We start from the raw sequence: 22410 nt of genomic DNA on the forward strand, positions 1-22410 counted from the left end.
GCACCCTTCGATACGGTGATCAGGCCGGATCGTCCACGGGACGATCCTGAAACATGCTGGGGGCATGTTTCTCCTGATCACTTCGGCACGCTCAGGAGCCTCGTCGAGCCCTTACGCCTCCGGATAGATCGGGAAGCGCTCGCATAGCGCACGCACGCGGCCCTTCACCTCTGCCTCGACCTGCGGGTCGCCGGTTTCGCCCTTCTCGCGCAGTCCGTCGAGCACGTCGGCGATCATGTTGCCGATCTCGCGGAACTCGGCCGGGCCGAAGCCGCGCGTGGTGCCCGCCGGGCTGCCCACACGGATGCCGCTGGTCTTCATCGGCGGCAGCGGATCATTGGGGATGCCGTTCTTGTTGCAGGTGATCGCGGCGCGCTCCAGCGCCTCGTCGGCATCCTTGCCGGTGACGCCCAGCGGGGTGAGGTCGACCAGCGCGAGATGCGTGTCGGTGCCGCCCGAAACGAGATCGGCGCCGCGTTCCTTGAGCGTTGCCGCCAGCACCTTGGCATTCTCGACCACCGCCGCGGCATAGCTCTTGAATTCCGGCCGCAGCGCTTCGCCGAACGCCACCGCCTTGGCGGCGATGACATGCATCAGCGGTCCGCCTTGCAGCCCCGGGAACACCGCCGAATTGATCTTCTTGGCGATCGCCTCGTCATCGGTCAGCACCATGCCGCCACGCGGGCCGCGCAGCGTCTTGTGCGTGGTGGTGGTCACCACATGCGCGTGTCCGAACGGCGAGGGATGCGCGCCGCCCGCGACCAGCCCGGCGAAATGCGCCATGTCGACCATGAACAGCGCACCCACTTCGTCGGCGATCGCACGGAACCTGGCGAAGTCGATCTGCCGCGGATATGCCGAGCCACCCGCGATGATCAGCTGCGGCTTGTGCTCCTTGGCCAGCCGTTCGACCTGATCGAAGTCGATCAGATGATCGTCCTCGCGCACGCCATATTGCACCGCGTTGAACCATTTGCCGCTCATCGCTGCACGCGCGCCGTGGGTCAGGTGGCCACCGGCGTCGAGGCTGAGGCCCATGATCGTGTCGCCGGGCTTGGCCAGCGCCAGCATCACCGCGCCGTTCGCCTGCGCGCCCGAATGCGGCTGGACGTTGACGAAGTTGCAGCCGAACAGCTTCTTGGCGCGCTCGATCGCCAGCGTCTCGACTTCGTCGGACGGGTGGCAGCCCTGATAATAGCGCTTGCCGGGATAGCCCTCGGCATATTTGTTGGTGAACACGCTGCCCTGTGCGGCGAGCACCGCCTTCGACACGATGTTCTCGCTCGCGATCAGTTCGATCTGGTGCTGCTCGCGGTCGAGCTCATGGGCGATGCCCGCAAAGACCTCGGGATCGGCTTCGGAAAGGCTGCGCGTGAAGAAACCGTCGGGCTGAACGCCCGCATCGACGGGATTGGTGCTCATGCGGAGGTCCTTTCGAAGGAGGGGGCGTTCAGTTTGGCGACGCGCCCGGTGTGGCGGCCCTCGCCGAACTGGCCGCTCAGAAAACTCTTGAGACAGGCTACGGCCATGTCGGGGCCGATCAGCCGCGCGCCCATCGCGATCACGTTCGCATCGTTATGCTCGCGCGCAAGCGCCGCCGAATAGGGCTCGGAGACCAGTGCGCAGCGACAGGCTGGATGGCGGTTCACTGCCATCGAGATTCCGATGCCCGAACCGCACAGGGCCACGCCGCGCTCCGCCCGACCGCTCGCGACCGCTTCGGCCAGCCTGTACCCGAAGTCCGGATAATCGACTCGATCCGGCCCGTTCGTGCCGAGATCGAGCACGTCATGCCCCTGATCGCGCAGCCAGTCGGCGAGCATCGTTTTCAGGTCGACTGCCGCATGGTCGGCGGCGAGGGCAATACGCATGAAGGCAGCGCGCTCCCGGGTTGGCGATGTTGCGTGGCGGCTATCTAGGCGCTCTCGCCGGTGAACGCCACACCCGATCGCAATGCGGCCGGCGCCTAGAGCAGCAGCCGCTCGGCCGGATCGCGGCCGACATAGCCGCCGCCGCGCCGCCGCTCGAATTCCTGCTCGGCAGTGTAGCGCACGTCGGGATCGCGATCGCCGAGGAAATTCTCGAGCACCTCGTCCTCGATCTCCTGCCATTCCTTGCCCCGGTCCGGCCCACTGCGAACGCGGGGCAGCAGGCCCGGAAGGTTCGACCACTCGAGAAGCTGCGCAAGGCTGGCTTCGTTGAGCATGTCGCGCAGGTGATGCGCCGTCACATAGGCGTCGGGAAAGGCGCGGTGCACGGGCAGGCCGCGCTCGTGGACCAATCCCTCGGGCTTGCGCCAGTAGCGCAGGATCTGGTTCGAGAAGCCTGGCGAATCGGGCCACAGCCGCATCGCGCATTTCCAGGTGCACACCCAGTCGGCGCCGTGGGTGAGGCGCGGCGAGCAATATTGCTGCTCGAAGTCGGCGCGGTGCGCCGCCAGCGCGAGGCGCTTGGGATAGGGATCGAGCACCTGGCGGGCGACATCATGCCACCAGGGGGCGTCCGCCACCTGCTCCTCGAGGATATGATGCACCGCCTGCGTGATCGGCGGGATCGGGCGGCCGGGATTGACGAGAATCGCTCCGCCGTCGCCGTGCAGCTCCCATCGCCCGTCCTCGCCGAGCATCACGTCCTGCCAGCCGATCTCCAGAACGGCATGGGCGGGCGGCGAGGAACCGGTGGTTTCGAGGTCGATGACGCGAATGATCTGCGAGGAAGCCGGGGAAGCCATGGCTCTCAAGTGGCGCTTTGCGCGCGCAATTGCCAGCCCCTTTGGACGTCGCGACCGGCCCCTCCCGAGAGGAGGAGGGGCCGAGTCGGCCTCAATGTCCCGCCTGGGGACCCCGTTCGACACCGCTCTTCGCGAGCTGCGCGTCGATCATCGCCATCAGGCGGTCGAGCCCCGCCTGGTCCTTCGCCTCGGCGCGGGCGACGAGCACATCCTGGGTGTTCGAAGCGCGGAGCAGCCACCAGCCGTCGGGCGTGTTGACGCGGGCGCCGTCGGTCCGGTTGACGTCGGCGCCTTCCTGTTCGAGCCGGTCGAGCACTTCCTCGACGACCGCGAACTTGCGGCTCTCGTCGACCTGGAAGCGCATCTCGGGCGTGTTGACGAGCTGCGGCATCGCACTCTTCAGATCGGTCAGCGACCTGCCGATCATGTGCAGCGCGCGGATCAGGCGGACGGCGGCATATTGCGCGTCGTCGAAGCCGTAATAATCGTGCGCGAAGAAGATGTGGCCGCTCATCTCGCCCGCGAGCGGCGCACCGGTCTCCTTCATCTTCGTCTTCACCAGGCTGTGGCCGGTCTTCCACATCAGCGGCTCGCCGCCCAGCTCGGCGACTCGATCGAACAGCATCTGGCTGGCCTTCACATCGGCGATGATCGTCGCGCCGGGCTGTTCGCGCAGAACCGGTTCGGCCAGAATGGAGAGAAGCTGATCCCCCCAGACGACGCGGCCTTGCCCGTCGACCGCGCCGAGCCGGTCTCCGTCGCCATCGAACGCCAGTCCGAAATCGAGCTGCCTCTCGGCGACCAGCGCCTTCAGATCGGCGAGGTTCTTCTCTTCGGTGGGATCGGGATGATGATTGGGGAAACGGCCGTCCACATCGGTGAAGAGCGTATGGTGCTCACCGGGGAGCAGCTTCACCAGCTTTTCGACCACCGGGCCGGCGGCGCCATTGCCCGTATCCCATCCGACGCGATAGGCGCCGCCGGCATAGCCCGCCATCAGTCGCCCGACATAGAGGTCGACGACATCGGCCTCCGTCACCGTGCCCTGGCCATCCTCCCAATCGCCTTCCGCCGCCAGCTTGCCGAGCTCCTGAATGTCGGAACCGAAAAACGAGCGGTGCTGGAACACCATCTTGAAGCCGTTGTACTCGGCGGGATTGTGGCTGCCGGTTATCTGAATGCCGCCGTCCACTTCTAGCGTGGCTTCGGCATAATAGAGCATTGGCGTGGGGCCGAGGCCGATCTTCACCACGTCGCAGCCCGACGCCGTCAGCCCCGCGACGAGCGCCGCCTCCAGTTCCAGCGACGAGGCGCGGCCGTCGCGGCCCACGGCGACGCGATGGCCGCCGGCGCGGCGCAGCAGCGTCGCGAATCCGCGGCCGATCGCCCGGGCATCGTCCGGCCCCAGGGTTTTCCCGACGATCCCGCGAATGTCGTATTCGCGCAGCGAAGTCGGGTCGAAGCGGTGCGTCATGAGTCCTCCCGGCGTTTCTCGTGCGGGCCTAATCCGCGAATCGATCGGAAAGTTCAATCGCGACTCGGTTCCGACGCTGCTCCGCGGCTGCGCTTGAGCAGCGTGTCTCGCGCCGCGTTGATGCGGCGGGCAGCCTCGGCCGAGCCGCCGCGATCCGGATGCACCTGCGCCACCAGGCGGCGGTGGGCGGCGCGGATCTCCGCCTCGTCGGCATCGGGGCCAAGGCCAAGGATGCTCCGTGCCTCTGCCTCGGCGGCGTCGGGCGCGGCAACGGGCCGAGGCGCTGGCTTGCCCGTTCGAACGGGACGGAATCCGTGCCACAGGCGCCAGCCGAGCCACGCCACCGCAAGGGCGGCGACGAGCTTCCAGATCATGCGAAGAGAGGCATCGCGGGCTCGGGCAGCGCCAGCCCCGCCATCATCTCGCGCAGTTCCTGTCGCGCCGCGACATGGGCGAGACCCATTTCGCCGAACTCGCGGCTGTCGAGCATCGTCAGCCCCTGCGGGAACAGCTCGCGATAGATGACGCGCTCGGAAAGGCCGGAGATCACCCGGAAGCCGACCCGCTTCGACAACTGGTCGATCGCCTGCGAAACGCGCTTCATGTTGCGTGCCTCGATGTGCTGCATGCGATTGCGCAGCACGACCCAGTCGATCGTCGCGCCATCGGCCTTCGCGCGCCGCTTGCGCGATTCCCAGATCAGTTCGGAATAGAAGCTGGGGCGGATGACCCGATAGGTTTCCGGATCGACCTGGCCGATGAGGTCGAAATCGACGAAGCTGTCGTTCATCGGCGTGACCAGCGTGTCGGCATTGGTGACCGCGATGCGCGCGAAGCGATCGTCCCGGCCCGGCGTGTCGATCACCAGGAAGTCGGCGCCGGCGCTCAGGCGTTCGAGCGATTCCGAAAAGCGCGCGACCGTTTCGCCGTCATGTGTCTCGTACCGCGGCATCGGCAATTCGCGGCCGGTGCGCTGGATCGTGGCCTGACGATTGTCGAGATACCGGCCCATCGTCCGCTGCCGGTGATCCAGGTCGAAACAGGCGACCTTGGCGCCCTTCGCGGCGAGCGCGATCGCCACGTGAACGGCGGTGGTGGACTTGCCGGTCCCGCCCTTCTCGTTCGCGAACACGATCACGTGCAATCGATTCGAGTCGCTGCTCAAGCCCGCTCACTTCCTTTATTGATCGGTCGGGCCCGTCCCCATAGAAGGCCGCCCTTCGTCTGTATCTGAGGGTGTTACCACGTGCAAACCATCCGTCAGCTCGAGGCGCTGCGCGAGCAGCTGCAGGGCTTTCGCGCCGCCGGCGAGCGAATCGCACTGGTGCCCACCATGGGTGCGCTCCATGCCGGGCATCTTGCGCTGGTCGATGCCGCACGGCGCCAGGCCAAGCGAGTCGTGGTGTCGATCTTCGTCAATCCGAAGCAGTTCGGGCCGAACGAGGACTTCGGCCGCTATCCCCGCCACGAACAGCGCGATTCGCGGATGCTCTCCGAAGCGGGCGTCGACCTGCTCTGGATGCCGCCGGTCGAGGTCATGTATCCTGAGGGATTCGCGACCAACATCGCGGTTTCGGGGGTGAGCGAGGGGCTCGACGGGGCACATCGGCCGGGCCATTTCGACGGCGTCGCGACTGTCGTGGCCAAGCTGTTCAACCAGGTTCAGCCCGATGCCGCGCTGTTCGGCGAGAAGGACTTTCAGCAGCTGGCGGTCATCCGCCGCCTCGTCGCGGACCTCGACCTGCCGGTGGAAATCGTGAGCGTGCCGACCCAGCGCGAGGATGATGGGCTCGCGATGTCGTCGCGCAACGGCTATCTCGTCGAGGAGGATCGCAAGACCGCGACCGTGCTGCCGAGGGCGCTCGGGGTGGCGGAGCGGGCGATCGCCGGCGGTGGCGACGCCGAGGTCGCGCTGGCGCAGGCTCGCGAAACTCTGACCGCCGCAGGGTTCGAGGTCGACTATGTCGCGCTGGTCGATGCCGAGACGCTGGGCGAGCCTTCGCCGGACCGTCCGCGCCGGCTGCTGGCTGCGGCGACGCTGCACGGCACGCGGCTGATCGACAACGTGCCCGTAAACGGAGACGGTTAACGCCGTTAACCATTTCTTTGCATTCGTTCGCCAAAACCCGAAGCACGAGGGATCGTGGAAAAGGGGTAGCGGCGATGGGCAACAGCCTGAAGAGCGCGCGTTTCCTGATCGAAAGCCGGCTGCGCGATGCGGCGGACGGGAACGCTCAAGCGTGTTACGATCTGGGTGTCGTCTTCTCGAGCGGCGCCGGTGGCGTCGATATCGACCTGATCGAAGCGCATAAATGGTTCAATTTGGCGGCGATGTCGGGCAGCGAACGGGCGCAGCAAAGCCGCGCCGAAATCGCCGAGGACATGAGCGCCCGCGAGATCATCGAAGCGCAGAAGGCGGCACGCGCCTTTCTTCAGGCGGGGCAAATCCGGGCGGCCTGACTCCGCAGCCGGGGCAGGCAGCGCTGCCCCGGAGCGGTGCGGCTCAGTCTCCTGCGACCTTCTTCGCCGCTTTCTTGGCCGGCGCCTTTTTCGCTGCCGGCTTCTTCTTTGCCGACGCCTTCTTCTTGCCCTTGGCCGGACCCTTGGCGGCGCGCTCGTCGATCAGCTTGGCGGCTTCCTCGGCGGTCAGCGTTGCCGGATCGGCGGTCTTGGGTAGCGTCGCGTTGGTCGTGCCGTCGGTGACGTACGGGCCGTAGCGGCCCTCCATCAGCTTCATCTCGCCGCCGCTCGTCGGGTGGGTCCCGAACGTCTTCAGCGGTTCGCGTGCCGCGCCGCGACCCCGTCCGCCCTTGTCGGCGGCTTCGGCGAGCTTCACCACCGCCGCGTTCATGCCGGTTTCGAACACCTCCATCGTGCTGCCCAGCCGCGCATATTTGCCGTCATGCTTCAGATAGGGGCCGTAGCGGCCGATCGCGGCCTCGATCGGCTGCCCCGTCTCAGGATGGTTGCCGATCGTGCGCGGCAGGCTGAGCAGCTTGAGCGCCATTTCCAGATCGAGCTCGCCCGGCAGATCCTTCGGGATCGACGCGCGCTTGGCTTCCTTGCCTTCGCCGAGCTGTATATAGGGACCGAAGCGGCCCGACTTGCGCTCGACCTCGAGGCCGGTCTCGGGATCCTTCCCCAGCGATTCAGGGCCGCTGTCCTCGCTGCCTTCGCCACCCGGCTGGGCGAAGCGGCGCGTGAACTTGCATTCGGGATAGTTGGAGCAGGCGACGAAGGCGCCAAAGCGCCCGCCGCGCAGCGCCAGCCGTCCGTCGCCGCATGCCGGGCAGCGCCGCGGATCGCTGCCGTCGGCCTGTTTGGGGAAGAGATAGGGTTCGAGGAACTTGTCGAGCTCGGCGGTGATGTCCGACGGCTTCTGCTCCATCACTTCGTCGGTCCGCGGGCGAAAATCCTTCCAGAATGCGTCGAGCACCGCCTGCCAGGCCGCGCGCCCGCCCGAGACGTCGTCGAGCTCCTCTTCAAGCCCCGCGGTGAAGTCATAGCTGACATATCGCTCGAAGAATCGCTCGAGAAAGGCAGTCAGCAGCCGCCCGCTTTCTTCGGCGAAGAAGCGGTTCTTTTCGACGCGCACATAGGCGCGGTCCTTGAGCACCTGGATGATCGAGGCATAGGTCGACGGGCGGCCGATGCCGAGCTCCTCGAGCCGCTTCACCAGCGAGGCTTCGGAGAAGCGCGGCGGCGGCTGAGTGAAATGCTGTTCGGCATTCACTGCCTTTTTCGCGGGAGTCGCGCCTTCGCTCATCTTCGGCAGGCGGCGCGCATCCTCGTCTTCCGAATCGTCGCGGCCTTCCTCGTAGAGCGCGAGATAGCCGGGGAAGAGCACCACCTGGCCGGTGGCGCGCAGCCCGTGCTGGCCGGTTGCATCCTCCAGCTCGATCGTGGTGCGCTCCATCCGCGCCGAGGCCATCTGGCTCGCCAACGCGCGCTTGAAGATCAGATCGTAGAGGCGGGCGTGGTCGCCCGAGCCCGCGCAGTCCTTCGAGAAGTCGGTGGGGCGGATCGCCTCATGCGCTTCCTGCGCGTTCTTCGCCTTGGTCTGATACATGCGCGGCTTGTCGGGCACGTACGACCCGTCATAGCGCTCGGCGACCGCGCGGCGCGCGTCCTGGATCGCGCCGCCGTCCATCTGGACGCCGTCGGTCCGCATATAGGTGATCGCGCCATCCTCGTAGAGCGCCTGCGCGATCCGCATCGTGTGGCTCGCCGAAAAACCGAGCTTGCGCGCCGCCTCCTGCTGGAGCGTCGAGGTGGTGAAGGGCGGCGGCGGGTTGCGCGTCGCGGGCTTGGTCTCGACCGAGACGACCGAGAAGCGGCCTTCCTCGACCGCTTTCTTCGCGGCCATCGCATCGCCTTCGTTGCCGATCGAGAGGCGGTCGAGCTTGTCGCCCTTCCACTTCACCAGCCGCGCCTGAAAGCCGGTGCCGTCCTGCTCCAGATCGGCGGTGACCGACCAATATTCCTGCGCGGTGAAGCCTTCGATCTCGCGCTCGCGCTCGACGATCAGGCGCAGCGCGACCGACTGGACGCGGCCGGCCGACTTGGCGCCGGGCAGCTTGCGCCAGAGCACCGGCGACAGCGTGAAGCCGACGAGATAATCGAGCGCGCGGCGGGCGCGGTATGCGTCGATCAGATCGGTATCGAGCCCGCGAGGGCGCTCCATCGCCTCGGTGACAGCCTTTTTGGTGATCGCGTTGAAGGTGACTCGCTCGACCTGCGCGGGGAGCGCCTTCTTCTTGGCGAGCAGCTCCTGCACGTGCCACGAAATCGCTTCGCCCTCGCGATCGGGGTCGGTGGCGAGAATCAGCCGGTCCGCCTTCTTCGCCTCGTCGGCGATCGCCTTCAGCTGCTTGGCCTTGTCGGCATAGGGCTCCCACTCCATCGCGAACCCCTCGTCGGGGTTCACCGACCCGTCCTTGGGCGGCAGATCGCGGACATGGCCGTACGAGGCGAGGACGCGATAATCCTTGCCGAGATATTTCTCGATGGTTTTCGCCTTGGCGGGCGATTCGACGATGACGAGCTGCATGGGGAGGAGGTGGTTCCTTACGTGTACACGCGCGAGGATGGGGAGCCACTTCGCCCTCCGTCAAGCGGCCTTGGCGAAGCAGTCGATCAGAAAATCGTCGGGAAGCATCTTCGGCTGCTGCGTGGGCGGGGGAACAACCGGCGCCGCCTTGCATTTCCTGATGGCGCTACGCCAGTGCCCTGCGTAGCGCCGCTCCGGGCGCGTTCCTGCCCGAAGCACCCGCATGTTCGCCGCGACAGGAGACCGGCTCTTGGCTCTCGATTTCGACCGACACCGCGCGCCGGCGCTGCACCCGCTGCACGCGGTGCTGCTGGCAGGCGCGCTGCCGTTGTTCCTGGGCGCGCTGCTCAGCGACTATGCCTATGCGGCCAGCTATCAGATCCAATGGACCAATTTCGCGTCCTGGCTGATCATCGGCGGGATGATCTTCAGCGGGTTCGCGCTGCTCTGGGCACTGATCGACCTGATCCGCACGCGTGAAGGCTGGCACCTCCTCTATTTCGTCGTGCTGCTCGCCGCATGGGTGCTCGGCTTCATCAACGCGCTCGTCCATGCGAAGGACGTTTGGGCCGCGATGCCCGACGGGCTGATCCTGTCCGCGATCGTCGCCCTGCTTACCATCGTCGCGGTCTGGATCGGCTTTTCGACGCTGCGCGCGGGAGGCGCCAAATGAACCGCGCCCTGCTCCTAACTGCCGCGATCCTGCCGGCCCTGCTCGCCGGATGCGGCGGCAATCCGCCCGCACAGGATTATGGCGAGCAGCCGACCCTGCCCGACCGTGAGCGCGGGCTGCTGCCCAGCATGGACATCGCCAACCCCGTCCAATGGGGTGACCAGCGCCCGACGGTTCCCGAGGGCTATTCGATCACCCCGATCGCGACAGGCCTCAAGATTCCGCGTCAGACGATCGTGCTGCCCAACGGCGACATCCTCGTCGCCGAGGGCAAGGGCGGCAACGCGCCCAAGCTGACTCCGAAGGATTTCATCGCAGGCTATATCAAATCCAAGGGCGTGAGCTCGGTCGAAGGCGGCGACCGGCTGACTCTGCTTCGCGACGCCGACGGGGACGGCAATTATGAAGGCCGAACGGTGTTCGCCGATGGTCTGAACGCCCCCTATGGCCTCGCGCTGGTCGGCAGCGACCTTTATGTCGCCAATCAGGATTCGCTGGTCCGCTTCGACTATGCGCCTGGGCAGACGCGGGCGAGCGGCCCGCCCGAGCTGGTCACGCAGCTCCCCTCGGTAATCAACCACCATTGGACCAAGGCGCTGACCGCCAGCCCCGACGGCCGCTACCTCTATGTCGGCATCGGATCGAACAGCAACATCACCGAACGCGGCATGATCGCCGAAGTCGACCGCGCGGTTGTCTGGGAAGTCGATGCCGAGACCGGCGCGCATCGGCCCTATGCCACCGGGCTGCGCAACCCGACCGCGCTCGCTTTTCGTCCGGGCACCAACGAGCTGTGGGCAGTGGTGAACGAGCGCGACGAACTCGGCCCCAATCTCGTCCCCGATTATCTCACTTCGGTGCGCGAGGGCGGCTTCTACGGCTGGCCGTACAGCTATTGGGGATCGAACGTCGATCCGCGCGTGCGGCCGCAGGATCCGCAGAAGGTCGCCGCGGCGATCCGGCCCGATTATGCGCTCGGGTCGCATGTTGCCGCGCTCGGAGTGGATTTCTCGTCGCCCGCGATGGGCAGTTCCTTTGCAGAGGGCGTGTTCGTCGGCGAGCACGGCAGCTGGAATCGCAGCGAGCCGGTCGGCTACAAGGTCGTGTTCGTGCCCTTCCGCGGCGGCCGGCCGGCGGGCGTGCCGATCGATTTCTTGACCGGCTTCATGGGCGAGGACGGCAAGACGCGCGGGCGGCCGGTGGGAGTCACCGTCGATCCGCGCGGCGCGCTGATCGTGGCGGACGACCTGTCGAACACGATCTGGCGCGTTGCGCCGTCGCGACCGACGACGCCTGCGCGGCTGGTCGTGCAGCCGGTGGAATAAACACCGGGGCGGCAAGCCCCTTCCCCTCGCGCGGCGCGGGCTGCTACAGCGCCCGCGCCCATGCTCAATCTCAACGACATCACCGTGCGCCTTGGCGGACGCACGATCCTCGACGGCGCTTCGGCCGCGGTGCCGCCGCGCGGACGCGTCGGGCTGATCGGGCGCAACGGCGCGGGAAAATCGACTCTGGTCAAGGTGATCGCCGGCGAGCTGGAGCCGGACACCGGAACGGTGGAAATGCCGCGCGCCGCCCGGCTCGGCTATGTCGCGCAGGAAGCGCCGGCCGGCAGCACGACTCCGTTCGAGACGGTGCTCGCCGCCGACGAAGAGCGTGCCGCGCTGATGGCCGAGAGCGAGACCGCAAGCGATCCGGCGCGCATCGCCGACATCCATGACCGACTGAACGCGATCCAGGCGCATTCGGCGCCGGCACGCGCGGCGCGCATCCTCAACGGCCTCGGCTTCGACGAGGAGGCGCAGCATCGTCCGCTGGAGAGCTTTTCGGGCGGGTGGCGGATGCGCGTCGCGCTCGCTGCCTTGCTGTTCTCGGCGCCTGACGTGCTGCTGCTCGACGAGCCTTCGAACCACCTCGACCTCGAGGCCGTGCTGTGGCTCGAGGACTTTCTGAAGACGTATCCGGCGACGATCCTGCTGGTGAGCCATGAGCGCGACTTCCTGAACAACGTCTGCGATCACATGCTTCACCTCGAACGGGGCAGGGTGACGCTCTATCCGGGCGGGTATGACGCGTTCGAGAAGCAGCGCGCCGAGCGGCAGGCCCAGCTCGAGGCGGCGCGTGCCAAGCAGGAGGCGCAGCGCGCCAAGCTGCAGGATTATGTTGCGCGCAATTCGGCCCGCGCCTCCACTGCGAAACAGGCGCAGAGCCGCGCCAAGGCACTCGCCCGGATGCAGCCGATCGCAGCGCTGGTGGACGACCCCTCGCTAAGCTTCGACTTCCCCGATCCCGATGCGCTGCGTCCGCCGCTGATCACGCTCGACATGGCGAGCGTGGGCTATGGCGAGACCCCGGTGCTTCAGCGCCTCAACCTGCGGATCGATCCGGACGATCGCATCGCGCTGCTCGGCCGCAACGGCAATGGCAAGACGACGCTCGCGCGGCTGCTGGCGGCGCAGCTCGCGCCGATGGACGGCGAAATGAACGCCTCGGGCAAGATGCGCGTCGGCTATTTCACGCAATATCAGGTCGAGGAGCTGCGCCACGGCGACACTCCGCTCGATCATCTCCAGCGGCTGATGCCCGGCGAGAAGCCGGCGGCGGTGCGCGCGCAGCTCGGCCGGTTCGGCTTCGCCGGCGAAAAGGCGCTGACGCAGGTCGGCAAGCTTTCGGGCGGCGAGCGGGCGCGGCTGGCACTGGCGCTGATCACGCGCGACGCGCCGCACATGTTGATCCTCGACGAGCCGACCAACCACCTCGACGTCGATGCGCGCGAAGCGCTGATCCAGGCGCTCAACGCCTATTCGGGCGCGGTACTGATCGTCAGCCACGACCGCCACATGATCGAGACGACCGCCGATCGGCTCGTGCTGGTAAATGAAGGGACGGCGGCGGAGTTCGACGGCTCGGTCGACGATTACATCGCGTTCGTGCTTGCGAAAGAGCCCGCTGGCGGCAGCAAGGCCGAGCCCAAGGTCAGCAAGAAGGATGCGCGCAAGGCCGCCGCCGACGCGCGCGAGAAGAACCAGGCGCTGCGCAAGGCGGCAAAGGCCGCGGAAATCGCGCTGGAGAAGCTCACTGCCGAGCGCAGCGCGATCGACCGGGCGATGTTCGACCCCTCGACCGCCGAGCCTGCGCTGGCGAAGCTGACGATGACCGACCTGATGAAGCGCCGCGCCGAGCTGGAAAGCCGGATCGAGGCGGCCGAGGCGAGCTGGCTGGAAGCGAGCGAGGCGCTGGAGACCGAAGCGGCCTGACACGCAAGGCGCAGGCGAAAGCGGGAGGAGCGACGCGATGACGGCGGAGGAGCTGGAAGCCGGCGTCGGCGCGGCTCGCGCGCTCGCCTTTTACGATTCACTGCCGTCGGTCGCCGAGGCGGCGATGCTCGGCAGCTGGCGTGGCAGCGAAGTGCCTAGCGGCCATTCGCTCGACGGACTGCTCGCGCGGAGCGGATGGCACGGCAAGCGCTTCGACAATGCCGAGGCGGTGCATCCGCTGGTATTCGCAAAGGCCGACGGAAGCCGCTTCTGCGTCGATCCTGCGCGCTTGCCGCTGGCGCTGCTGGTGCGGCGCCCGGGGCTTGTCGGCCGCGTGACGTCGCCGCGGATTCCGGCGCTCGCGGCGCCGGTGCTGGCGACGAAGCGCCCGCCGCACGGCTCCGCCGCCTCGAGTATCGCGGTGTCGTCACTGCGACCATGCTCTACGACGCACAGCCGATCCACGACGCTTTTCGCGCGATCGACGCCGACACGGTGCTGGGCGCAATGGACATGCGGGGATTTTCCGCGCCCTACCTTTTCCTGCTGCGGCGGGAGGAGGCGGGGTGATGCCGGCGGGGAGTGTGCCGCTCCTCGCCAGCTATCCCCGCCGCCTGAGCGTGCCTCCAGATCGAGCGCGACAGGACCAAGCATGGCCACTTTGCTGCACCGTCGTCGCCCGGAACGTAGGCGGCTGCGGCTGGTTGCAATGTTTCCGGTCAAGCGAGGGAAGAGAGCGTTTTATGAGAGCTCGTGTTTCTGCCGTCCTGCTCGTCGCGAGCATGGCGGCGCCTGCGCGTGCGCAGGACATCGAGGCTCCACTCGGGGACGAAAGGCCGCCCGAGGCGACGCTGCTCGACGAAGTGGAAGCGGACCGGCCGGCCGAGCCAGGTCGCGTGACTGTGAGCGCCGGGGCGACGTTCGTGGGGCAGTATATCTCGCGCGGTATCGCTTTTTCCGACAAGCCGAGCCTTCAGCCCTATCTGTCCGTGCGCGTGGCGCTTCCGGAGCTGGCCGGCGGGATCGTTACCGACGCCGGGCTGTTTGCAGGAACCTGGAACAGTATCCAGTTCACCGAGCCGGGCCTCGGCCAGCCCAGTTCAGGCGATCTGGCCGGGTGGTACGAAGCCGATGTCTATGCCGGAGCGGCCGTGGAGCTGAACGACCGGTGGATCGTGTCGGCCGCCTACTACCGCTACGAATCCCCCGGGCAATCGTTCAGGGCCTATGACGATTTCGAACTGATCGTGCGCTTCGACGATGGGGAGGCCTGGGCGGACCTGGTGCCGCTGCCCGACTTCACTCTCTCTCCGACGCTGCGCCTCGTGCAGGAATCGAACCGGCCCGGGCGGCCCGATGCGCTGTACGTCCAGCCGTCGCTCACGCCATCCTTCTCCCTGTCCGACGCCGAGCGGCCGGTGCGGTTGAGCATCCCGCTGGTGGTGGGACTTTCCGACGAATATTACGACGGCATCGATGGCAGACAGCAGACGTTCGGCTATTTCCGCACCGGCCTGATCTTCGCCGCCAATCCGTTCGGCGGACAGGCGAGCGCGCTCGAGCTGAACGGCGGCTTCGATCTCTGGCTGCTGAACGAGCGCGTCGCCAACGGGCTCGACAATGCAGAGCTGGTCGGACGCGCAGGAGTAAGCTGGAGCTTCTGAGCCCCGGCCCGGCTGGCCTTCGCGCCGCCGGCGAGACCAGGCTTCCAGAACGAGCTACCGGACCGGCACGGTCGCCTCAGCTTCTCTCGTTCCTGCTTGAAGCCCTTTCACTCAGCGGGGACCGGCCAGCCGTCGGCACCCCAGGACAGCGGCAGGATGCGCAGGGTCGGCACTCCGTTCCTGTCCTTGTCGTATGCATGATACACCACGTAATCGGTGCCGTCCGCGTCGCGGAAATGGCCCGGATGGCCGGGGCCGCGGAAGCGCTCCTGCTCCTGAAGATCGGCGCGCAACAGGATCGTGCCGCCGCCCTCGAGCATCGAACTGCCATCCTTGCCAAGATACGGCCCCGTCACATCTTCTGCGCGCCCGACGACCGTGTAGTAAGTGCTGTTCACACCCTTGCAGCAATAGTCGTAGCTGGCGAGCAGCCAATAGGAGCCGTCGCGCTCGAAAATATACGGCGCCTCGACGATGGAGGGCGCGCCGGCGGGCACCGGGCGGGAAGCGATCGTCACGGGCTCGGCGGCAGGATCGAGAAGCTTGCCCGTCTGCGGGTTCAGTTCGAACAGCTTGAGGCCGCTCCAGAAACTGCCGAGCGAGAGCCAGTGCCGCCCGTCGCCGTCGGCAAGGAAGGCGGGATCGATTGCGTTGAAATCATCTGCCGGGTTCGAGGCGACTACCATCCCTTCATCCCGCCAGCCATAGTCGGGACTCGCAGGATCCAGCGTTGCCGACGTCGCGACGCCGATGGCCGAGCGATTGGAGCCGAAGGTGGAAGCCGAATAGTAAAGACGATAGCGGCCGTTCACATAGCTGATGTCGGGCGCCCAGAGGTTTCTGACGCCCGGGACGGCGTCCACCACCCACTCGGGCAGGCTGGTGAGCGGCGGCGGCGCCAACTCCCACTGAATGAGGTCCGGCGAGGTTCGATGCGAGATCAGGCCCTGCCCATCCGGGCCGATGCCGGTCGAGAAGACGTGATAGGTGTCGCCCTCGCGAATGATCACCGGATCGTGCACCGGGGCAATCGCACCGCTCGCCCGCTCGTTGATGCTCGGCGACGTGGGTTGCGCTGCAGCGGGGATGACCGGCGGCGCCAACAAGGCCGAAACGACAGCGATTTCGCGCAGGAACTTGGCGAGAGGCATTCTTCACTCCGGTAGTGGTCGCAGGCTCGAACGCCCGGGCGCAAGAGTCAGGGTTCGGGCCTTCTCCTATGGCAGCAGGGCGCCGGGAACCATCCCCCGGGTCTCATCGACCCCGGGGGGGCGGCCGAGCTCTTGCGAGCGACCGGCCCCGCTCGCCCGCCTCAGCTTCCCTGCACCTCCAGCATGTCCTGCCGCCGTGTTTCGAAGTCGCTGGCGGCATGGCGTTCGCGCAGTTGCTCGTGCGTCGGGCCGAAGCTGCGGTTGACCATCCGGCCGCGCTGCACCGCCGGGCGCTCGCCGATCTGCGCTACCCAGCGCTGAACGTTGGCATATTCCTTGAGGTTCAGGAATTCGGCGGCGTCGCCATAGGCCTCGCCGCGCACCACCGCGCCATACCAGGGCCAGATCGCCATATCGGCGATGCTGTACGTTTCGCCCGCCATATATTCGTGCTTCGCCAGATGGGTGTCGAGCACATGATATTGGCGCTTCACTTCCATCGCATAGCGGTCGATCGGGTACTGCATCTTGAACGGCGCATAGGCGTAGAAATGGCCGAAGCCGCCGCCCAGGAAGGGGGCGGCGCCCATCTGCCACATCAGCCAGTTCATCGCCGCGGTGCGCGCCGGCCCCTCGGGCGCCAGGAACGCGCCGAACTTCTCGGCAAGATAGAACAGGATCGATCCGCTCTCGAAGACCTTCGTCTCGGGATCGGTCGAACGATCGACCAGCGCGGGGATCTTCGAATTGGGGTTCACGTCCACGAATCCGCTGCCGAACTGGTCGCCCTTGCCGATGTCGATCAGCCAGGCGTCATATTCGGCACCCGAATGGCCTGCGGCGAGCAGTTCCTCGAGCAGGACCGTCACCTTCACGCCGTTGGGCGTCGCCAGCGAATAGAGCTGAAGCGGATGCTCGCCGACGGGCCGCTCCTTTTCGTGGGTCGCGCCGGAGATGGGCCGATTGATGCTGGCGAACTTGCCGCCATTGCCCGGCTCCCACTGCCACACTTTGGGCGGCACATAGCCGGCGGGCTGGTTGTCGGCGGGATCGTTCTGGTCGGCCATGCTGCTCTCCCTGGTTCGGTTGACCCGCATGTAGGTGGCGGCGGCGCGGTTGCCAGGGCGCCTCAGACCTCCGTCGCCGCCCGCAGCCGCAGATAAACCGCGACCGCCGCATACCAGCAGAGCGTCAGGCCGATGCCGTAGAGCAGATTGGCGGGGAGGGCGGCGGCGAGCGCGACCGGCCCGTAGGGCGGATAGACGAACAGGAAGATCAACAGCGCCGCCGCGAGCGAGGCGATCGCCAGCGCCACGGTGCCCATCAACGCGGCTGTGCTCGGGCGTGTCCAGCGCCAGCTCGTGCGCAGCGCCGCCTGCACGCTACGTCCCTCGCCGATCACGAGCGGCATTGCGATCAGCCAGCGCGCGAACAGGAACAGGCCCGGTACGATCAGACACAGCATGCCGACGCCGATCGCCACGCTGCTGACGATACTCACACCGACAAAGCGCGCGGCTCGGCCGGGGGCGCCCCAGGCGGCATGTGCCCCGGCGCCGCGCAGCAGCGCGCTCGTGACGAGATACTGCGCCGCGAGGGCGACGACGCCGACAAGGAACGCGGCGCCGTAGAGATCGGCCGCAAGGCCCGCCGCCACGAGCGCGGCGACTGCGAGCGCGCCAGGAAGCGGCTGTGCGACGATCAGTGCGGCGATGTTGCGCAGCGTGGCGGAAAAGGAAAGCGCATAGCCCATCGTCGTGCGTCACAGCCTCATCGACACGCGCCCGCCCGCATGGCGCTCCAGCCGGCCGGCGAGTTCGAGTTCGAGCAGCACCGTCTGCACCACCGCCGGGGCGAGTCCGGCCTGGCGGATCAATTCGTCGATCGCGACGGGCACCGGACCGAGCAGACCGGTGATTCGGCTCCGTTCCGAGTCGCTTGCATCTTCCGGCGGCGGAGCCTGCCAGCCGCTCGCGGGCGCGCGAACGGCGCGGAGGTCGATCGGACGGATCATCTCGAGGATATCATCGACGGTCTGAACGAGCGTTGCCCCCTCGCGGATGAGGAGGTTGCAGCCCTGCGCGCGGGGATCGAGGGGACTACCGGGCACCGCCATCACTTCGCGGCCCGCCTCGGTCGCCAGCCGCGCGGTGATGAGGCTGCCCGAACGCGGCGCCGCCTCGACCACCACCGTACCGAGCGCCAGGCCCGCGATGATGCGGTTGCGCGCAGGGAAATAGCGGGCGAGCGGCTCGGTGCCCGGCGGCTGTTCGGTGAGGAGCAGCCCTTCGTTGGCGACTCGCTCCTGCAGCTCCGCGTTCTCGGGCGGGAAGGCGACATCCATGCCGCTGGCGATCACGCCGATCGTGCCGGATTCGATGGAACCGGCGTGCACCGCAGTGTCGATGCCGCGCGCGAGACCCGAGGCAGTCGTCACTCCCGCCTCGCCTAACCCATGCGCGAGCTGGCGGGCGAAGCGGCAGGCCGCGGCCGAGGCATTGCGCGCGCCGACCAGTGCTACGACCGGGCGCTCGGCAAGCGCCATCTCGCCGCGCAGGATCAAGGCGGGCGGCCCGTTCTCCAGCTCGGCGAGAAGGGGCGGGTAGTCGGGTTCGTCGACGAAACAGTAGCGGGCGCCGAGCCGCTCGACGGCGGCGATCTCGCGCTGCACCGCACCGGCATCGGCGATGCGCGGTCCGCGGCCGCCGCCGCGTGCGGCGAGCATCGGCAGCGCTTCGAGCGCGCGTTCGGCATCGCCGAAACGGGCGACGAGCTGGCGCCAGGTGATGGGGCCGATCGTGGCGGTGCGGAGCAGGCGTAACCGGGCGAGCCGGCCGGCGTCGCCGCTCACTTGGAGGCGCCGACCCGGGGCTCGGTGCCCGACAGCAGTCGATCGATGTTGGTGCGGTGTTTCCACAGCACCAGCAGCGCGAGCCCCAGGAGCGGGAGCACCAGCTCGAACCGTCCGAAATAGGCGGCGCTGACCGGCGCGCTCGCAGCGGCCGCCATTCCGGCGAGCGACGAGAGGCGGAGCGCGAGGATCAGGCCGATCCACAGCAGCGCATAGACGAGCCCCGACGGCCAGTGGAGCGCGAGCAGGATGCCCATCAGCGTCGCAACGCCCTTGCCGCCGCGAAACCTGAGCCACACCGGATAGCAATGGCCGAGGAAGGCGCCGACGGCGCCCAGCACCGCGGCGCCGGGAAAGACGGCAGCGGCGAGCGCGACGCCCGCCCAGCCCTTGCCCATGTCGAGCAGCAAGGTCGCCGCCGCGATGCCCTTGCGGCCCGTGCGCAGCACGTTGGTGGCGCCGATGTTGCCCGAGCCGATCGTGCGCAGATCGCCCGCCCCAGCGGCCCGGGTGAGGAGGACGCCAAAGGGGATCGAACCGAGAAGATATCCCAGCAGAAGCGCCCCCACCGCCTCCGGCCACATGAATTCGGTCACACTCGCTGCCCCCTCGCTTGCGTGCACGCTAGGCGCTCCCCTAAGCGGGCGCAATAATCCTGGTTGTCTGGTTCCGTATCTGCCGATGCCCGACTTGCGTCCCCTTTTGTTTTTCGATTCCGGTATCGGCGGGCTTTCCGTGCTGGCCCCCACTCGCGCGCTGCTGCCGCAAGCGCCGCTGGTCTATGTCGCCGACAATGGCGGCTTTCCCTACGGAACGCGGAGCGAAGCGGAGATCGCGGCGCGGGTGCCGGCGCTGCTCGGGCGGCTCGCCGAGCGGTACGATCCGCGACTGATCGTGATCGCGTGCAACACCGCGTCGACCATCGCGCTATCGGCGGTGCGCGCTGCGCTCGATCTGCCGGTCGTGGGCACGGTGCCTGCGATCAAGCCGGCGGCGGCGCTCAGCCGCACGCGCACGATCGGCGTGCTGGGAACGGAGGCGACCGTGCGCCAGCCCTATGTCGACGATCTGGCAGCGCGATATGCGGGCGATTGCACCGTGCTGCGCCATGGATCGGCCGAGCTGGTGACCCTGGCGGAGGCCGCGCTGCGCGGCGCGACTCCCGACGGGAAGCGGCTGCGCGCGGTGCTGAGGGGATTGTTCGAGCAGCCGGGGGGTGAGCAGATCGACGTAATCGTCAATGCCTGCACGCATTTCCCGCTGCTGGCGCGGGAACTGGCGACGGCGGCACTCCAACCGGTGCAATTCGTCGACGGCGGGGAGGGAATCGCCCGGCGTGTCGCGCATCTGACGAACGCGATGCAATGGCCTTCAGCGGCGGGACCTGGCCTGGCCGTGTTCACCAGCGGCGACGGCGAATTCGCTTCGCTGGCGCCGGCGCTGGCGCGCCACGGGCTTCGAACGATCGAAACCCTGTGACGCGATCAGGCCTGCGTAGCCGCCGGAACTAGCGCCGTTTCGCGCAGCATCGCCGAATAGCGATCAGCCATCTCGAGATGGACGCGGCGCGCGGTCTGGTCTTGGGTACGGTCCGCACGGTCGCGCTCCTGTCGTTCGCGGCGGACGTAATATTCCTGGTCGGAGTTCGACATGAGCTTGCTCCTTCGGTGCCACGGGAGCTCGGGGAGTCTCTCAGCCGCAGGCGGATTGTGGAAAGTGATTCGCCCGCGATGCACGTCTTTTACCATGGCTCGCCCGATTGACTCCTAACCTCGCTCAACTCTGCTGCATGATTGTTATGTGCCGATTTTCAGGTGCTTACAGGCTGCGCTTGTCCGGCAAGGATGAAGTTGGGACAGGAGCGGCGATGCGGAGATGAAGGCCGGTGGCCCGAAACCGGCGAGTCGGGGCGGTTCGGCGTTCTCCTGCTCGCCGATGCGCTGGTGATGTTCATCGCGTTCGCCAGCTTCTAGACGGTCGCCACCCGCGTGAACGCGCCGATGTGCCGCAACCCCGAGCGGGACTGGAAAATGTCCGCACAATCCGATGCCATGGATATGGCGCAGCGCTGGCGCGTGCCGACGATCAACGGCTGTTCGACGTTCGCCCCGCCCGAATGGCGGTTCACCGCGCCGCGCGCCGCCGATTACGAAGCGCGCGTTGCCGCCCATGCATCGAACCCCGCAGCTGGGGAATCTCTGTCGGCTGAGCGTTCGGGACGCGTAGCCCCGGCAAATTCGCTGACCGTCATTGGGATAATTGCGGATACGGACCCGCTGGAAATCCGCCGATCGAGCCGCTACGGGAGAAAGCATGGGCATCGAGCAAAATGCGCCGACAGCGATCGACTATTCGCGCGTCTTCAGCCAGGCGATCGATCGGCTGCACGAGGAAGGTCGCTATCGCGTCTTCATCGACATCCTGCGCAACAAGGGCAATTACCCCAGCGCGCGCTGCTTCGCGGGACATAACGGACCAAAGCCGATCACCGTGTGGTGCTCGAACGACTATCTGGCGATGGGGCAGCATCCCAGCGTGATCGCGGCGATGGAAGAGGCGCTGCACGACGTGGGCGCCGGATCGGGCGGCACGCGCAACATCGGCGGCAACACCCATTACCACATCGAGCTGGAGCATGAGCTCGCGGACCTGCACGGCAAGGAAGGAGCGCTGCTCTTCACGTCGGGCTATGTTTCGAACGAAGCGACGCTTTCCACGCTGGCGCGGGTTCTGCCCGGCTGCATCATCTATTCGGACGAACTCAACCACGCGTCGATGATTGCCGGCATCCGGCATTCGGGATGCGAAAAGCGCGTGTTCCGTCATAACGACGTCGCGCATCTCGAAGCGCTGCTGGCGGCGGACGACCCCGCCGCTCCCAAGCTGATCGCGTTCGAGAGCGTCTATTCGATGGATGGCGACGTGGCGCCGATCCATGCGATCTGCGATCTTGCCGACAAATACAATGCGCTGACCTACCTCGACGAAGTCCATGCCGTCGGCATGTATGGCGAGCGCGGCGGCGGCATTTCTGAACGCGACGACGCGGCGAAGCGGCTGACGATCATCGAAGGCACGCTCGGCAAGGCATTCGGCGTGATGGGCGGGTATATCGCCGCCGAGCGCAAGGTGATCGATGTGATCCGGAGCTACGCGCCCGGCTTCATCTTCACGACCTCGCTTTCGCCGGTGCTGGTGGCGGGCGCACTCGCCAGCGTGAAGCATCTCAAGGCATCGCGCGCGGAGCGCGATGGCCAGCAGGCGTCTGCCGCGCGCCTCAAGGCGATGATGGCCGAGGCCGGTTTGCCTGTGATGGACACGACGACGCACATCGTTCCGCTTATGGTCGGCGATCCGGTGAAGGCCAAGAAGATCAGCGACATCCTGCTCGCCGAATATGGCGTGTACGTGCAGCCGATCAATTATCCGACGGTGCCGCGCGGCACCGAGCGGCTGCGCTTCACGCCGGGACCGGCGCATGACGAGGCGATGATGCGCGAGCTGACTCAGGCGCTCGTCGAGATCTGGGGCCGTCTGGAGTTGCGCAAGGCCGCCTGAT

At 67.2% G+C, this 22410-nt stretch carries 23 protein-coding genes and 1 pseudogene; 11 read left to right on the forward strand and 13 right to left on the reverse strand.

Annotation, left to right across the window (positions count from 1 at the left end):
- Positions 1–111 precede the first annotated feature (111 nt).
- The 6 genes from glyA to H7V21_RS12565 all read right to left on the reverse strand — a co-directional run bounded on the left by glyA (position 112) and on the right by H7V21_RS12565 (position 5370).
- Positions 112–1422 (reverse strand): serine hydroxymethyltransferase, encoded by a 1311-nt coding sequence (gene glyA / locus H7V21_RS12540; RefSeq protein ID WP_188054074.1) that lies wholly within the window; start codon positions 1420–1422, stop codon positions 112–114.
- Positions 1419–1871, reverse strand: coding sequence for a ribose 5-phosphate isomerase B (gene rpiB, locus H7V21_RS12545; RefSeq protein WP_188054075.1), 453 nt, complete (start codon positions 1869–1871; stop codon positions 1419–1421). Before rpiB ends, glyA begins: the two co-directional genes overlap by 4 nt.
- Positions 1872–1966: 95 nt before the next feature.
- Complete coding sequence (locus H7V21_RS12550) at positions 1967–2731, reverse strand: exonuclease domain-containing protein (protein ID WP_188054076.1); 765 nt, start codon at positions 2729–2731, stop codon at positions 1967–1969.
- 91 nt (positions 2732–2822) lie between these two features.
- The gene (gene pgmG / locus H7V21_RS12555; RefSeq protein WP_188054077.1) at positions 2823–4205 is read right to left on the reverse strand and encodes a phosphoglucomutase/phosphomannomutase PgmG; all 1383 of its coding nucleotides are present in this window, start codon (positions 4203–4205) and stop codon (positions 2823–2825) included.
- A 53-nt stretch (positions 4206–4258) separates the two neighbouring features.
- Entirely contained in the window at positions 4259–4579 is a 321-nt protein-coding gene (locus H7V21_RS12560) for a J domain-containing protein (RefSeq protein ID WP_188054078.1), read from the reverse strand.
- Positions 4576–5370, reverse strand: a complete 795-nt coding sequence (locus H7V21_RS12565) for a division plane positioning ATPase MipZ (protein ID WP_188054079.1) — start codon at positions 5368–5370, stop codon at positions 4576–4578. Before H7V21_RS12565 ends, H7V21_RS12560 begins: the two co-directional genes overlap by 4 nt.
- An 81-nt stretch (positions 5371–5451) precedes the next feature.
- Here H7V21_RS12565 and panC point away from each other — a divergent pair, with 81 nt between their 5' ends.
- Together panC and H7V21_RS12575 are read left to right on the forward strand one after the other, a co-directional pair.
- The gene (gene panC / locus H7V21_RS12570; protein ID WP_188054080.1) at positions 5452–6294 is read left to right on the forward strand and encodes a pantoate--beta-alanine ligase; all 843 of its coding nucleotides are present in this window, start codon (positions 5452–5454) and stop codon (positions 6292–6294) included.
- Positions 6295–6368: 74 nt separating this feature from the next.
- Complete coding sequence (locus tag H7V21_RS12575; protein WP_188056537.1) at positions 6369–6665, forward strand: SEL1-like repeat protein; 297 nt, start codon at positions 6369–6371, stop codon at positions 6663–6665.
- Between the two features lie 43 nt (positions 6666–6708).
- On the opposite strand, the gene topA is transcribed toward H7V21_RS12575, so the two are convergent.
- Complete coding sequence (gene topA, locus H7V21_RS12580) at positions 6709–9255, reverse strand: type I DNA topoisomerase (RefSeq protein ID WP_188054081.1); 2547 nt, start codon at positions 9253–9255, stop codon at positions 6709–6711.
- Positions 9256–9505: 250 nt separating this feature from the next.
- Between topA and H7V21_RS12585 the strand changes: the two genes are divergently transcribed.
- The 6 genes and pseudogenes from H7V21_RS12585 to H7V21_RS12605 all read left to right on the forward strand — a co-directional run bounded on the left by H7V21_RS12585 (position 9506) and on the right by H7V21_RS12605 (position 14849).
- Positions 9506–9928 (forward strand): DUF2231 domain-containing protein, encoded by a 423-nt coding sequence (locus tag H7V21_RS12585; RefSeq protein ID WP_188054082.1) that lies wholly within the window; start codon positions 9506–9508, stop codon positions 9926–9928.
- On the forward strand, positions 9925–11253 hold the full coding sequence (locus H7V21_RS12590; protein ID WP_188054083.1) for a PQQ-dependent sugar dehydrogenase: 1329 nt from the start codon (positions 9925–9927) through the stop codon (positions 11251–11253). The genes H7V21_RS12585 and H7V21_RS12590 overlap by 4 nt, the downstream gene beginning before the upstream one ends.
- Before the next feature lie 60 nt (positions 11254–11313).
- Complete coding sequence (locus H7V21_RS12595) at positions 11314–13185, forward strand: ABC-F family ATP-binding cassette domain-containing protein (protein ID WP_188054084.1); 1872 nt, start codon at positions 11314–11316, stop codon at positions 13183–13185.
- A 124-nt stretch (positions 13186–13309) separates the two neighbouring features.
- A pseudogene (locus tag H7V21_RS16050) lies at positions 13310–13387 on the forward strand (GXWXG domain-containing protein); the annotation flags it as partial.
- Between the two features lie 236 nt (positions 13388–13623).
- The gene (locus H7V21_RS15950) at positions 13624–13755 is read left to right on the forward strand and encodes a DUF4334 domain-containing protein (protein ID WP_262503861.1); all 132 of its coding nucleotides are present in this window, start codon (positions 13624–13626) and stop codon (positions 13753–13755) included.
- Between the two features lie 173 nt (positions 13756–13928).
- Complete coding sequence (locus H7V21_RS12605) at positions 13929–14849, forward strand: hypothetical protein (protein ID WP_188054085.1); 921 nt, start codon at positions 13929–13931, stop codon at positions 14847–14849.
- A 107-nt stretch (positions 14850–14956) separates the two neighbouring features.
- Here the strand turns inward: H7V21_RS12605 and H7V21_RS12610 are convergent, their stop codons facing one another.
- The 5 genes from H7V21_RS12610 to plsY all read right to left on the reverse strand — a co-directional run bounded on the left by H7V21_RS12610 (position 14957) and on the right by plsY (position 19435).
- The gene (locus tag H7V21_RS12610; RefSeq protein WP_188054086.1) at positions 14957–16000 is read right to left on the reverse strand and encodes an arabinan endo-1,5-alpha-L-arabinosidase; all 1044 of its coding nucleotides are present in this window, start codon (positions 15998–16000) and stop codon (positions 14957–14959) included.
- Positions 16001–16161: 161 nt separating this feature from the next.
- Positions 16162–17067: a glutathione-dependent disulfide-bond oxidoreductase gene (gene yghU / locus H7V21_RS12615; protein ID WP_188054087.1), complete on the reverse strand. Its 906-nt coding sequence runs from the start codon at positions 17065–17067 to the stop codon at positions 16162–16164.
- A 62-nt stretch (positions 17068–17129) separates the two neighbouring features.
- Positions 17130–17753, reverse strand: coding sequence for a glycerophosphoryl diester phosphodiesterase membrane domain-containing protein (locus tag H7V21_RS12620; protein ID WP_188054088.1), 624 nt, complete (start codon positions 17751–17753; stop codon positions 17130–17132).
- 9 nt (positions 17754–17762) lie between these two features.
- The gene (gene dprA, locus H7V21_RS12625; protein WP_188054089.1) at positions 17763–18851 is read right to left on the reverse strand and encodes a DNA-processing protein DprA; all 1089 of its coding nucleotides are present in this window, start codon (positions 18849–18851) and stop codon (positions 17763–17765) included.
- On the reverse strand, positions 18848–19435 hold the full coding sequence (gene plsY / locus H7V21_RS12630; RefSeq protein WP_188056538.1) for a glycerol-3-phosphate 1-O-acyltransferase PlsY: 588 nt from the start codon (positions 19433–19435) through the stop codon (positions 18848–18850). The genes dprA and plsY overlap by 4 nt, the downstream gene beginning before the upstream one ends.
- A 97-nt stretch (positions 19436–19532) precedes the next feature.
- On the opposite strand from plsY, the gene murI reads away from it, so the two are divergent.
- Positions 19533–20330: a glutamate racemase gene (gene murI / locus H7V21_RS12635; RefSeq protein WP_188054090.1), complete on the forward strand. Its 798-nt coding sequence runs from the start codon at positions 19533–19535 to the stop codon at positions 20328–20330.
- Positions 20331–20335: 5 nt separating this feature from the next.
- On the opposite strand, the gene H7V21_RS12640 is transcribed toward murI, so the two are convergent.
- On the reverse strand, positions 20336–20503 hold the full coding sequence (locus tag H7V21_RS12640) for a hypothetical protein (RefSeq protein WP_188054091.1): 168 nt from the start codon (positions 20501–20503) through the stop codon (positions 20336–20338).
- A gap of 192 nt (positions 20504–20695) precedes the next feature.
- Here H7V21_RS12640 and H7V21_RS15955 point away from each other — a divergent pair, with 192 nt between their 5' ends.
- Positions 20696–20824 carry a hypothetical protein gene (locus H7V21_RS15955; RefSeq protein WP_262503862.1) on the forward strand — a complete coding sequence of 43 codons (129 nt, stop codon included), beginning with the start codon at positions 20696–20698 and terminating at the stop codon, positions 20822–20824.
- Positions 20825–21164: 340 nt separating this feature from the next.
- Positions 21165–22409, forward strand: coding sequence for a 5-aminolevulinate synthase (gene hemA, locus H7V21_RS12645; RefSeq protein WP_188054092.1), 1245 nt, complete (start codon positions 21165–21167; stop codon positions 22407–22409).
- The last annotated feature ends 1 nt before the right edge of the window (position 22410 follow it).

It is taken from the genome of Sphingosinithalassobacter sp. CS137, from assembly GCF_014334115.1.
Taxonomy (GTDB): domain Bacteria; phylum Pseudomonadota; class Alphaproteobacteria; order Sphingomonadales; family Sphingomonadaceae; genus Sphingomonas.